This window comes from Streptomyces sp. ISL-96, from assembly GCF_018614035.1.
GTDB lineage: Bacteria > Actinomycetota > Actinomycetes > Streptomycetales > Streptomycetaceae > Streptomyces.
Genome location: NZ_JAGGPA010000039.1, coordinates 139461 through 151999, shown reverse-complemented (window position 1 = coordinate 151999; position 12539 = coordinate 139461). Strand labels below are relative to the sequence as shown.

Here is a 12539-nt window from a genome sequence, read left to right as displayed (position 1 = left end):
TCGGCGGCCCGTCAAGGGGGCGGAGTGGTCAGGGGGCAGAGCGCCGGTGTCCTCAAACGCCGGACGGGCTGATGCTGCCGCTTACGGCAACTTTCAGCCCGTCCGGCGTTTGGGGACCGCCAGGGTGACAAGAAGTCAGATCCGGTACCCCATGCGGTACGACAGCTCCCTCGCCGCGTCGACCGCCAGTTTCGCCAGCTCCTCCAGCCGCGCCTCGTCCATCCGGTACACCGGCCCGGACACGCTGACCGCCCCGATCACCTGCCCGTCGTGCGCCCGCACCGGCGCCGCGACCGCGCTCAGCCCGACCTCCATCTCCTCGGCCACGACGGCGTACCCCTCCGACGAGATCTCCGCGAGCTGCGCCCTCAACTCAGCGGCCGACGTGACCGTGTGCTCGGTGAATCTCGGCAGCCGGCGCGCCAGAAAAATCTCCTGCATCGCCGTCGGCAGCCCCGCCAGCAGCACTTTCCCGCTGGACGTGGCATGCAGGGGCGTACGCCGCCCGAGCCAGTTCTGCGCGGTGACCGACGCCGCGCCGCGCGCCTGCATGACGTTGACCGCCGCATCGTCGTCCAGCACGGCGATGTTGACGGTCTCCCCCGCCTCGTCGGCCAGTTCACGCACCACGGGCGCGCTCTCCTGCGAGATGTCGAGCCGTCCCGCCGCCGCGCCCGCGAGTCTGAGCACCCCGGCGCCCAGGTAGTACTTCCCCCGGTCCTTAGCCTGACCGACCAGACCCCGGTTCTCCAGCACACCGAGCAGCCGGAACGCGGTCGACTTGTGTACGTCCAACTCCTCGGCGATCTCGGTGACCCCCGCCTCGCCGAGCCTCGCCAGGATCTCCAGCACGCTCACCGCGCGGTCCACCGACTGAACGGAACTCGCGCCTCCCTTGGCCCGCTTCGCGTCGTCCGGCTCCTCCGTAGTGACCTTGATGCCCTTCGTGCCCTTGCTCGCCATGTGTCCGCTCTCACCACCTGGCGGCCGATTCCCGGCCGACTTCCATGGGGGCCCTTGACGCAGCGGCTCCCGATCCGGATTGTGTTCCGCATCTGTTGCGCATCACGCGCCTTGATGCGCCATCTGGAACATCATGTTACCGAAGAGCGAACTCAGGGGGCTCTGGTGATTCCTGTCTGCCACCTCGACGACCTGCCCGAGGGCGAGTCCGTCCGTCTCTCCACCGAGCCGCCGATCGCGGTGTTCCGCACCGGGGGCGCGCTCTACGCGATCGACGACACCTGCTCCCACCAGGACGCCTCGCTTTCCGAGGGCTGGCTGGAGGGCTGCTTCGTCGAATGCCCGCTGCACGCCGCCGCCTTCGACCTGCGGACCGGGCAGCCCAGCTGCCTGCCCGCGCGCCGCCCGGTCCGCACCCACCGGGTGTCGGTCGACGACAGCGGTTTCGTCCATGTCCAGGTGCCGGCCGATGCGGAAGCGGCGAGGGAAGGAAGCGTCGCGTGAGGACCGTAGCCGTCGTGGGAGCCTCGCTCGCCGGCCTGTACGCGGCGCGGGCGCTGCGCGGCGAGGGGTACGACGGCAGGCTGGTGATCATCGGCGATGAGATCCACCGCCCGTACGACCGGCCTCCGCTCTCCAAGGAGTTCCTCACGGGCGCCATGGACGAAGACCAACTCGCCCTCTCCGACCCGGAGGAGGAGGCGGACCTGGACGCCGAGTGGCTGCTGGGCGTACGCGCCCGGCGCCTCGACGTCAGAGGCCGCACCCTCCACCTGGACACCGGCCGTACGGTCGCCGCCGACGGCGTGGTCCTGGCCACCGGAGCCGCCGCGCGCCGGCTCCCCGGCGCCGCACTGGGCGGCGTACACACCCTGCGCACCCTTGACGACGCGCGGACCCTGCGCGCCGCACTGACCGGGCGCCAGGCGGTACGCGTCGTGGTCGTCGGCGGAGGCTTCATCGGCTCCGAGGTCGCCTCCTCCTGCGTCGCGCTGGGCCATCACGTGACCGTGGTGGAGGCCGCGCCACTGCCACTCCTGCCCCAACTCGGCGAAGCCATGGCCACAATCTGCGCATCGCTGCACGCCGACCGGGGCGTACGGCTCATCACCGGCACCGGAGTGGCCGCGCTGCGCGGCACCGGCGCGGTGACCGGCGTACAGCTCGACGACGGCCGGCTCCTGCCCGCCGAAGTGGTCGTCGTCGGCATCGGCGCCGTGCCCAACACCCGCTGGCTCGAGGGCTCCGCGCTCGCCGTCGACGACGGAGTGCTGTGCGACGACGGCGGTGTCACCACGCTGCCGCAGGTGGTGGCGGTGGGCGATGTGGCGCGGGTGGGAGGCACCCGCACCGAACACTGGACCAGCGCCACGGAGCAGCCGGCCGTCGCCGTACGCAATCTGCTCGCGGGGCGCACGGTCGAGACGGCCCGCCCACTCCCGTACTTCTGGTCCGACCAGTACGGCGTGCGCATCCAGTTCGCCGGCCGGCGCCTCCCGGACAGCACCGTGCGCATAACCGACGGCTCGCCCGGGGAACGCAGCTTTCTCGCCGTCTACGAGCGACCCGACGGCACCGTGACCGGCGCGCTCGCCCTCAACCGCCCGCGTTCCTTCATGCGGTTGCGCAGGGAGCTCACCTCAGGCGTACCGGTGTGAGCCGAGGCGGCCAGTTCGTCCGCGGAGAGCCTCAGCGCACCGGCGGCCACGTTCTCGTCGAGGTGGTCCGGATTGCCGGTGCCGGGGATGGCCAGCACGTGCGGGCCTGTTGCAGCGTCCAGGCCAGCCGGACCTGCGCCGCGCTCACCCCATGGGCGCGCGCGACGTCACGCACCGCGTCGGTGTCCGCGCCACTCGCGCCGGCCTCGCGCCCGGCGCCGGCGATCGCATAGAAGGCCACGAACGCGACGCCCTGCTCACCACAGCTACGCAGGAACTCGTCACACCGAGCTCGACCGCGCGGCGCAGCACTCGTATCGCCCGCCCACGATCGCTCGGCATGCCCCGAGTCTGCCGGACGGCCTCCGCACCGCCACGAGCCTGGCACCAACCTGCCAGAACCACCGTCGGACTGTGCAACCCCGGCCGGGTTCACCAGGGGTCGCACAGTCCGACGCCGCGATTAGCGGTGGACCGTCACACAGGCCGTACCCACCTTGTCAGTATTACGCCACGAGGTGACACAGACCTTGGTGTTGTGCCTGTAGTTCCTGTTGGGCGTAATCCTGATGCCCACTTCATTTGCCTTGTAGTTCCTGGTGGGTGACGTCTTCTTGTAGACAGGCCGCCCCGGTTCCTTGATCTCGAGCCTGAACTTCGTAGCGACCACCGCACGCGGATTGGGGGTGCAACCCGGGTACTGAGTGCAATCGCCGTACGCCTTGACTTCCCTGACCATGAGGCCAGAACCCTTTACAGAGACGCATGCCTTTGTAACGAGACTGTTGCTGCAACTTTTCGCACTTGCGTGAGCCGGGCCAGCCGTAGCAAGCATTCCCACACTTATGGCGGCAGCGGCCGCACCCGTCGCAATTACGCGCTTGAGACGCATCTCATCCCTCCGTGTCAGTTCCGGGGGAATCCCGCGCGACGCAGAAAGCTGAAGTCGCGCCAGGAAATCTCACAGTCAGTCAAACTGCTTGGTGGACCCCCGTGTTGGTCGATCACCAACCTAGTGACGAAGACAGAAGGGTGTCAACATTTTGTTGAATCGAAGTTATGAAGCGGCAGGCAAGGATAGTTGAATAGCGAGTTAGTTGAATTGCAAATCTCGGTGCATGCAAAGGGGTAATGGAATTGCCGTCTCCGAATGGAGCGGCGGCCTCCGCCAAGGTCTGCGCGAGAACGGTAAGTCCGGCATGCCGTCGCGCTTCTCCTGCGTCCACGAGAAGCGCGGCGGCAACGCCTGCCATGCCAGTCAGAGCTGTACGAACGACCGGTTCTTCAGCGCGGCATGATCGCCGGGTTCGCGAGCCGGACCAGCTCGAGCGCCTGGTCGGGGAACCAGACGCCCGCCTTCGGGTCGATCGTGCCGCGCTCGGGGTCCTTGGGGCCCTTCGTGCCGCGCAGGCACTCGCCGTCCGACTCCCCCGGGGTCTTGATCCACAGGTTCGCGTCGTTGAGCGGGTCGCCGGTGCGGGTGGTGGGGCGGGCGCCGAGGCCGCGGGCCGGCGGGTTGCACCAGTCCTGCGCGTCCTTGTACTTACCGGCGGGCGGGGTCCACGGGCCCTGGCCGTTACGGCTGGTGTCGGTGACGAAGTGCTTCATACGGTCGGGGGCGAAGTGCGCGTGCCGGTCGAGCCAGCGCTGGGCATCGGCGCGCTTCCACTTCTGCGTGGGGCAGGCGGACGCCTTCCCGCCCGTGTCGACGTAGGCGAGGCAGGAGGAAATCAGCCTGCCGTACCAGGCGTTGGCGTCGTCGGTGCTGTAGTTGGAGACGTTCACCGAGAAGCCCCTGGCGCGCTGGACGCCGCCCTTGATCAGCCGGGGCACGATGCTGTCCACCGTGTGCCAGGCCGGATGCCCGGCGTCGACGTACACCTTCGCGTGGGGCAGCGTGCCGAGGGTGGTGACGGCGTCGGCGACCTGGGCGTAACGTGCGGCGGTCGCGGCGTCCTTCGCCTTCTCGGCGTCCTTCGCGTCCTTCCCGTCCTTTCCGCCGCTGCTGCTGCTGGGGCAGTCGGCCGGCACCAGCGCCAGCGCGTCCGGTTCGACGACGACGATCGCCCGGCTGTCGCCGATGCCCTCCGCCACGGCGCCGACCCAGGCCCGGTACTCGGTGGAGTCGCGCAGGCCGCCCGCCGAGTAGAGGGAGCAGTCGCGGCCGGGGACGTTGTAGAGGACCAGCGTCGGCGTCGCCTTGCGCCGGGCGGCGTCGCGGACCACACCGCGTGTCTCGTTCCTGACCTCGTCCGGGGTCCGGCCGGCGAGCCAGACAGCGTGCGGGGCCCGGGCCATGGCCCGAAGGCCTGCGGCCTCGCGCCGCTGCTTGGCCCGCTCCAGCTCGTCGGCCTGGTGGTACGCGGCCGGGTTGGCGGCAGGGGCGTAGAGGCTGGCGGCGACGGCGTCGACCGGGTCTTCGGTGGCGGTGGCGGGCGGCGAGCCCAGAAGCAACGCCGCAGCCAGGCCGGTGGTCAGGGTCAGAGGGAGTGCGGTACGGAGGACAGGTCTTGTGTTGCGCACAGGTTCGCTCCAGGGTCGCGGGCGGCGACGGGAGCGGGAGCGCTCCCACAACCCGGCACGGCCTCGTCGAGTTCAGTGGTCGAAGGCGTGTCCGGCGGCAGGCGCGGTCACTAGGAGTGACGCAGGCCGCCCGGCCGGGGCACCACGGTGCATATGAGCAGGAAAAGGCCCGCCCCGACGGCGTACCAGAGCAGGTCGGGCGCGTTGAAGGTCGAGCCGAGCACGAGCCGGGCGACGATGCCGCGCTCGGCCAGGGCATCTGGTACGCCGGTGAGCTGGGCGCACTCGACGGCCCAGCTGAGAGCGAGCGCGACGGCGGCCGCCCGCGGCGGACGGGTCCTGGGCGCGAGCAGCACGACGAGCGTGCAGAGGAGGACGGTGTAGAGCGCGTCCCCCGTGTACTTGGCGACGTCCCCGTCCGCCACGCCCCGGACTCCCAGCCCCGCGCACAGCGTCAGGCCCGCGGCCACTGCCGCCAGGATGCGCGTCCGGGCGCGGGCGCGGCGCAGGGGATCACTCACGCCGGACACTGTACGTCCGTACCCCCGTCAGGCCACGGAACCTATCCGCCCCGTCGGCGTCCGAGGACCCTCGTGGTGGATCGGGGTGTGCGCGCCGGTCAGCGACACGCCGCTGCCGCCGCGCCGTACGGCGACGATCTCCGCGGCGATCGACAGTGCGGTCTCCTCGGGCGTACGGGCGCCGAGGTCGAGGCCGATGGGGCTGCGCAGGCGGGCCAGTTCGAGGTCTGTGACGCCGACGTCCCGCAGCCGCTTGTTGCGGTCCTCATGGGTGCGGCGGGAGCCCATCGCGCCGACGTACGCGACCGGCAGCCGCAGCGCCAGTTCCAGCAGCGGGACGTCGAACTTGGCGTCGTGGGTGAGGACGCAGAGCACCGTACGGCCGTCGGTCTCGGTCGACTCCAGGTAGCGGTGCGGCCACTCGACGACGATCTCGTCGGCCTCGGGGAAACGGGCTGCGGTGGCGAAGACGGGACGGGCGTCGCACACCGTCACGTGGTAGTTCAGGAATTTGCCTACGCGCACCAGCGCGGAGGCGAAGTCGATGGCGCCGAAGACGATCATGCGCGGGGCGGGGACGCTCGACTCGACGAGGAGCGTCAGCGGCCGGCCGCAGCGTGAGCCGTCCTCACCGATGAGGACGGTGCCGGTCCGTCCGGCGTCGAGCATGGCGCGGGCCTCGCCCGCCGCCGTACGGTCCAGTTCGGGGTGCCCACCAAGCACGCCGTCGTACGAACCGTCGGGGCGGACGAGCAGAGCGCGGCCCATGACTTCGGCCGGCCCGTCGGTGATCCGCGCGACCGCCGCCGCATCCCCACGTGCGGCGGTGGCCAGCGCTGCCGCGAACACCTCCCCGCCGGGAGAGTCCGCGCGTACCGGAGTGACGAGGATGTCGATCACGCCGCCGCAGGTCAGACCCACGGCGAACGCGTCCTCGTCGCTGTAGCCGAAGCTCTCCAGGACGGTTTCGCCGTCCTGGAGCGCCTGCTGGCACAGTTCGTAGACCGCGCCCTCCACACACCCGCCGGAGACAGAGCCGATCGCCGTGCCGTCGGAGTCGACCGCGAGGGCCGCTCCCGGCTGGCGGGGCGAGCTGCCGTGTGTCGCCACGACCGTGGCCACGGCGAAGTCACGACCCTGCTCGACCCACCGGTTGAGTTCTTCGGCGATGTCCAGCATGACTGTCTCCTTACGGGGTGGGGAGGGCGGGCTCGGGGGGCTATCCGACGCCCAGCCAGGACTCGATCGGATGGATCGCGAAGTACACGACGAAGATCGCGGTCAGGCCCCACATGAAGGCGCTCACTTCGCGGGCCTTGCCCTGCGCCACCTTGATGACGACCCAGGAGATGACACCGGCGGCCACACCCGTGGTGATGGTGTAGGTGAAGGGCATCAGGACCACGGTCAGGAACACCGGGATCGCGGTGGCGCGGTCGCTCCAGTCGATGTGCCTGGCGTTCTGCATCATCATCGCGCCGATGACGACCAGGGCCGCGGAGGCGACCTCCGCCGGCACGATCGCGGTGAGCGGGGTGAAGAAGAGGCAGGCCGCGAAGAACGCGCCGGTGACCGCGGAGGAGAGACCCGTACGGGCACCCTCACCGACACCGGTCGCCGATTCGACGAAGACGGTCTGGCCGGAGGCGCCGCCGACACCGCCGATGACACCGCCGGCGCCGTCGATGAAGAGCGCCTTGGACAGGCCGGGCATGCGGCCCTTGTCGTCGGCGAGCTTGGCCTCGCTGCCGACACCGATGATGGTGGCCATGGCATCGAAGAAGCCCGCCAGCACCAGGGTGAAGACGATCATGGTGACCGTGATGTAGCCGACTTCTCCGAAGCCGCTGAAGGACACTTCGCCGAAGAGTGAGAAGTCCGGGGCCGAGACCGCGCTGCCTTCCAGCTCGGGCGCGCGGAAGGACCAGGCCTTCGACGGGATGTCGGCAATCGCGTTGAGGACCACCGCGAGGACGGTGCCCGCCACGATGCCGATCAGGATGGCGCCGGGGACGTTGCGGGCCTGCAGCGCGAAGATCAGCAGCAGGGTGACCGCGAAGATCAGGACGGGCCAGCCGGCCAGTTCACCTGTCGGGCCGAGGGTCACGGGACCGCCGCCGAAGGCGGGGTTCTCGTGCACGAAGCCGGCCTTGACGAGGCCGATCAGCGCGATGAAGAGGCCGATGCCCATGGTGATGCCGTGCTTGAGCGCGAGCGGGATCGCGTTCATGATCAGCTCACGGAGGCCGGTGATCACCAGGAGGCAGATCACGGCGCCGTAGGCCACACACATGGCCATGGCCTGCGGCCAGGTCATCACCTGGATGACTTGCGAGGCGAGCACACCGGAGACGCTGAGACCGGCCGCGAGGGCGAGCGGGACCTTGCCCCAGAAGCCCATGAGCAGGGTGGTCACAGCGGCGGCAATAGCAGTCGCGGTGATGAGGGCGGGCTGGCTGAGGCTGTTGCCGGCCACGTCCTTGCCGTTGAGGATCAGCGGGTTGAGCAGGAGGATGTACGCCATCGCCATGAAGGTGGTGATGCCGCCGCGAACCTCGGTCGCGATCGAGGATCCTCTGTCGGATATGTGGAAGTACCGGTCGAGCCAGGAACGGCCGGCGGGCTGGCGCGTACCTGCGCCGGCGTCCTCCGCCGTGGTCGTCGGCTCTGTGGACTGCTGGGTCATGGTGCCTGTCTCCCAAGGTTCAAAGGGGCACCCGCATGGAGATTGGAAACGCGGGATTTGGGATGCTGCGAGGGCTGCACGACCCGGGGGAACGGCCCGAGACGAACTGGGTTATTCGGGGGTTCTGCTGGGTGTATCTGTGAGCGGTTGAGGAACTGCTGGTGCTGCTAGAACCGCGAGCGGTGCGGCACTTGCTGACCCCGGGCGGTGTCAGGCGGTGGAAGTGTGACGTTCCTGGAGGCACGGCACCGCCCGGGGAGCTTTCGGTGGAACTCAGGTGATCAGGTGCCGGTGAGGTGCTCGGGGCGTACCGGCGTCCTGTTGAGTTCCAGACCCGTCGCGTTCCGGATCGCCGCGAGGACGGCCGGAGTCGACGAGAGTGTGGGGGCCTCGCCGATGCCACGCAGACCGTAGGGCGCGTTCTCGTCGGCGAGTTCGAGTACGTCGACGGGGATCGTCGGCGTGTCGAGGATGGTGGGGATCAGGTAGTCCGTGAAGGAGGGGTTGCGCACCTTCGCGGTCTTCGGGTCGACGATGATCTCCTCCATGACCGCGACGCCCAGGCCCTGGGTGGTTCCACCCTGGATCTGGCCGACCACGGACAGCGGGTTGAGCGCCTTGCCGACGTCCTGCGCGCAGGCCAGCTCGATGACCTTCACCAGGCCGAGCTCGGTGTCGACCTCCACCACCGCGCGGTGCGCGGCGAAGGAGTACTGGACGTGGCCGTTGCCCTGTCCCGTACGCAGGTCGAACGCCTCGGTCGGCCGGTGGCGCCACTCCAGCTCCAGGTCGACCGACTCACCTTCGAGTACGTCGACCAGGTCGGCCAGCACCTCGCCGCCGTCGGTGACGACCTTGCCGCCTTCGAGCAGCAGCTCGGCCGTCGCCCAGGCCGGGTGGTACGAGCCGAACTTGGCCCGCCCCATCTCCAGGACCTTCTCGCGGACGTTCTCGCAGGTGTTCTTGACCGCGCCACCCGTGACGTACGTCTGGCGGGACGCGGACGTGGAGCCCGCCGAGCCGACCTGGGTGTCGGCCGGGTGGATCGTCACCTGCGTGACGCCCAGCTCGGTGCGGGCGATCTGCGCGTGGACGGTGACACCGCCCTGGCCGACCTCCGCCATCGCGGTGTGCACGGTCGCGACCGGCTCGCCGTTGATGACCTCCATGCGCACACGGGCGGTGGAGTAGTCGTCGAAGCCCTCGGAGAAGCCGACGTTCTTGATGCCGACCGCGTAACCGACGCCCCGTACGACACCTTCGCCGTGCGTGGTGTTCGACAGACCACCGGGCAGCGCGCGTACGTCGGCCTGCTCGCCGGCCGCCAGCCACTGCTGCTCGGGCGGCATCGGCATGGCCTTGATGCGGCGCAGCAGCTCGGCTACGGGCGCCGGGGAGTCGCACGGCTGGCCGGTCGGCAGGAGCGTGCCCTGCTCCATGGCGTTCATCCGGCGGAACTCCACCGGGTCCATGTCGAGCTTCGCCGCGAGCTTGTCCATCTGCGCCTCGTAGGCGAAGCACGCCTGGACGGCGCCGAAGCCGCGCATGGCACCGCAGGGCGGGTTGTTCGTGTAGAGCGCGATGGCCTCGATGTCGACGTCCTCGACGACGTACGGGCCGACGCTCAGCGACGAAGCGTTGCCGACGACCGCCGGGGAGGCCGACGCGTAGGCGCCGCCGTCCAGCACGATCCGGCACTTCATGTGCGTGAGCTTGCCGTCCTTGGTCGCGCCGTGCTCGTACCAGAGCTTCGCCGGGTGGCGGTGGACGTGACCGAAGAAGGACTCGAACCGGTTGTAGACGATCTTGACCGGCTTGCCCGTACGCAGGGCGAGCAGGCAGGCGTGGATCTGCATCGAGATGTCCTCGCGGCCGCCGAAGGCACCGCCGACGCCGGAGAGCGTCATGCGGACCTTCTCCTCGGGCAGGCCGAGGACGGGGGCGATCTGCTTGAGGTCCGAGTGCAGCCACTGGGTGGCGACGTACAGGTCGACGCCGCCGTCCTCGCCGGGTACGGCAAGGCCGGACTCGGGGCCGAGGAACGCCTGGTCCTGCATGCCGAAGGTGTACTCGCCGGAGACGATGACGTCGGCGCGCTTGGCGGCCTCGTCGGCGTTGCCGCGGATGATCGGCTGGCGGTGCACGATGTTCGGGTGCGGGACGTGACCGATGTGGTGGTCGTCGCGGCCCTCGTGGATCAGCAGCGCGTCGGGCGCGGTCGCCGAGGCCTCGTCGGTGATGACGGGGAGCTCGACGTAGTCGATCTTGATCTTGGCGGCGGCGCGGCGGGCCGTCTCCGGGTGGTCGGCGGCGACGATGGCCACCGGCTCACCGTGGTGACGGACCTTGCCGTTGGCGAGAACCGGGGTGTCCTGGATCTCCAGGCCGTAGTTCTTCACCTCGGTGGGCAGGTCGTCGTACGTCAGCACGGCGTAGACGCCGGGCATGGCCAGGGCCTCGGACGTGTCGATCGACCGGATCTCGGCGTGCGCGGTGGTGGAGCGCAGCGTGTGGCCCCAGAGCATGTCCTCGTGCCACATGTCCGAGGAGTACGCGAACTCGCCGGTGACCTTCAGGGTGCCGTCGGGGCGGAGCGTGGACTCGCCGATGCCGCCCTTGGTCTTCGTGCCCTGGTTGATGCTGGTGGGGGTACCTGTGACGCCCATGGATCAGACCCCGCTTTCCTGGCGGTCCTGGCGAGCGGCGGCGAGGCGCACCGCGTCCAGGATCTTCTCGTAACCGGTGCAGCGGCACAGGTTGCCCGAGAGCGCCTCGCGGATGTCCGCGTCGGACGGCTCGGCGTTGCGCTCAAGGAGCTCGTCGGCGGCGACCAGCAGACCCGGGGTGCAGAAACCGCACTGCACGGCGCCGGCGTCGATGAACGCCTGCTGGATGGGGGCGAGCTCTTCCCCTTCGCCGGTCTGGGAGTCCGTCCCCTTGGCCTGCCACTGCTGGGCGGCCTGGAGCGACGTACCGCCGGAGCCGCAGGCACCGCTCGCGCAGCCCTCTTCGCGCTGCTTGGCGAAGTCGGCGAGGCCCTCGACCGTGACGACCTCGCGGCCCTCCACCTGACCGGCGGCGACGAGACAGGCGCAGACGGGGACGCCGTCGAGGCGGACCGTACAAGAGCCGCACTCGCCCTGCTCACACGCGTTCTTGGAGCCCGGCAGGCCCATGCGCTCGCGCAGGACGTAGAGCAGGCTCTCGCCCTCCCAGACGTCGTCCGCTTCCTGCTTACGGCCGTTGACCGTGAAATTCACGCGCATTGCTATGCAGCTCCTTCAAGCGTGCGGCCGGTGCCGCGGTACTGCTCCCAGGTCCAGCCCAGCGTGCGGCGGGCCATGATGCCGACCGCGTGACGGCGGTACTTCGCGGTACCGCGCACGTCGTCGATCGGGTTGCAGGCGCCGGACGCGAGGTCCGCGAACTGCTTGGCGATCGAGGGAGTGATGATCTTGCCGCTCTCCCAGAACCCGCCCTCTTCGAGCGCGGCGTTCAGGAAGTCCTCGGCGGCGCGGGCCCGCAGCGGGGTCGGGGCGGCCGAGCCGATGCCCGTCTTCACCGTGCGGGTCTGCGGGTGCAGCGCGATACCGAACGCGCAGACCGCGATGACCATGGCGTTACGCGTACCCACCTTGGAGAACTGCTGCGGCCCGTCGGCCTTCTTGATGTGGACGCGCTTGATCAGCTCGTCCGGCTCCAGCGCGTTGCGCTTCACACCGGTGTAGAACTCCTCGACCGGGATGAGACGCGTACCGCGTACCGACTCGGCCTCGACCTCGGCGCCCGCGGACAGCAGGGCGGGGTGCGAGTCACCGGCCGGGGAAGCGGCACCGAGGTTGCCGCCGACCGAGCCGCGGTTGCGGATCTGGGGCGATCCGACGGTGTGGGCGGCGAGCGCGAGGCCCGGCAGTTCCGCCCGCAGGTGGTCCATGATCTGGGTGTACGGGACGGAAGCGCCGAGCTGTACGGTCTCCTCGCCCACCTCCCACTCGCGGAGTTCGCCGATGCGATTCAGGTCCAGGAGGTACTCGGGGCGGCGGTGGTCGAAGTTGATCTCGACCATGACATCTGTGCCGCCCGCGATGGGCACAGCCGTGGGGTGCTCGGCCTTGGCGGCGAGCGCCTCCTCCCAGCTGGCGGGGCGAAGGAAGTCCATGAGGCTCTCTTCTTCTCAATCGGGTGGTT

General features: G+C 69.7%; 10 protein-coding genes and 1 pseudogene. 2 read left to right on the top strand and 9 right to left on the bottom strand.

Annotation, left to right across the window (positions count from 1 at the left end):
- Nucleotides 1–135 precede the first annotated feature (135 nt).
- Nucleotides 136–963 carry an IclR family transcriptional regulator gene (locus J7E96_RS24640; RefSeq protein WP_215133867.1) on the bottom strand — a complete coding sequence of 276 codons (828 nt, stop codon included), beginning with the start codon at nt 961–963 and terminating at the stop codon, nt 136–138.
- A 165-nt stretch (nt 964–1128) separates the two neighbouring features.
- Between J7E96_RS24640 and J7E96_RS24635 the strand changes: the two genes are divergently transcribed.
- Together J7E96_RS24635 and J7E96_RS24630 are read left to right on the top strand one after the other, a co-directional pair.
- Entirely contained in the window at nt 1129–1467 is a 339-nt protein-coding gene (locus J7E96_RS24635) for a bifunctional 3-phenylpropionate/cinnamic acid dioxygenase ferredoxin subunit (RefSeq protein ID WP_215133865.1), read from the top strand.
- Complete coding sequence (locus tag J7E96_RS24630) at nt 1464–2621, top strand: FAD-dependent oxidoreductase (protein WP_215133863.1); 1158 nt, start codon at nt 1464–1466, stop codon at nt 2619–2621. The genes J7E96_RS24635 and J7E96_RS24630 overlap by 4 nt, the downstream gene beginning before the upstream one ends.
- Here the strand turns inward: J7E96_RS24630 and J7E96_RS24625 are convergent.
- The 8 genes and pseudogenes from J7E96_RS24625 to J7E96_RS24590 form a co-directional block, all read right to left on the bottom strand.
- Nucleotides 2519–2904, bottom strand: a pseudogene (locus J7E96_RS24625) (aldo/keto reductase); the annotation flags it as partial. The gene J7E96_RS24630 and the pseudogene J7E96_RS24625 sit on opposite strands and share 103 nt — an antisense overlap.
- Nucleotides 2905–3905: 1001 nt before the next feature.
- Complete coding sequence (locus tag J7E96_RS24620; protein WP_308296118.1) at nt 3906–5144, bottom strand: glycoside hydrolase family 6 protein; 1239 nt, start codon at nt 5142–5144, stop codon at nt 3906–3908.
- A 110-nt stretch (nt 5145–5254) separates the two neighbouring features.
- Nucleotides 5255–5665, bottom strand: coding sequence for a DUF2809 domain-containing protein (locus J7E96_RS24615; protein ID WP_308296117.1), 411 nt, complete (start codon nt 5663–5665; stop codon nt 5255–5257).
- A gap of 27 nt (nt 5666–5692) precedes the next feature.
- Complete coding sequence (locus J7E96_RS24610; protein WP_215133861.1) at nt 5693–6844, bottom strand: XdhC/CoxI family protein; 1152 nt, start codon at nt 6842–6844, stop codon at nt 5693–5695.
- Between the two features lie 40 nt (nt 6845–6884).
- Nucleotides 6885–8351 carry an NCS2 family permease gene (locus J7E96_RS24605; protein WP_215133859.1) on the bottom strand — a complete coding sequence of 489 codons (1467 nt, stop codon included), beginning with the start codon at nt 8349–8351 and terminating at the stop codon, nt 6885–6887.
- A gap of 281 nt (nt 8352–8632) precedes the next feature.
- Complete coding sequence (locus J7E96_RS24600) at nt 8633–11017, bottom strand: xanthine dehydrogenase family protein molybdopterin-binding subunit (RefSeq protein WP_215133857.1); 2385 nt, start codon at nt 11015–11017, stop codon at nt 8633–8635.
- A gap of 3 nt (nt 11018–11020) precedes the next feature.
- Nucleotides 11021–11617, bottom strand: coding sequence for a (2Fe-2S)-binding protein (locus J7E96_RS24595; protein ID WP_215133855.1), 597 nt, complete (start codon nt 11615–11617; stop codon nt 11021–11023).
- 2 nt (nt 11618–11619) lie between these two features.
- Nucleotides 11620–12510, bottom strand: coding sequence for a xanthine dehydrogenase family protein subunit M (locus J7E96_RS24590; RefSeq protein ID WP_215133846.1), 891 nt, complete (start codon nt 12508–12510; stop codon nt 11620–11622).
- Nucleotides 12511–12539: the final 29 nt, after the last annotated feature.

What these genes read in the sequence shown, in the direction of transcription:
- J7E96_RS24590 (WP_215133846.1), bottom strand. Translation starts at nt 12,510, where the DNA reads ATGGACTTCCTTCGCCCCGCCAGCTGGGAGGAGGCGCTCGCCGCCAAG.
- J7E96_RS24640 (WP_215133867.1), bottom strand. Translation starts at nt 963, where the DNA reads ATGGCGAGCAAGGGCACGAAGGGCATCAAGGTCACTACGGAGGAGCCG.
- J7E96_RS24610 (WP_215133861.1), bottom strand. Translation starts at nt 6,844, where the DNA reads ATGCTGGACATCGCCGAAGAACTCAACCGGTGGGTCGAGCAGGGTCGT.
- J7E96_RS24600 (WP_215133857.1), bottom strand. Translation starts at nt 11,017, where the DNA reads ATGGGCGTCACAGGTACCCCCACCAGCATCAACCAGGGCACGAAGACC.
- J7E96_RS24605 (WP_215133859.1), bottom strand. Translation starts at nt 8,351, where the DNA reads ATGACCCAGCAGTCCACAGAGCCGACGACCACGGCGGAGGACGCCGGC.
- J7E96_RS24595 (WP_215133855.1), bottom strand. Translation starts at nt 11,617, where the DNA reads ATGCGCGTGAATTTCACGGTCAACGGCCGTAAGCAGGAAGCGGACGAC.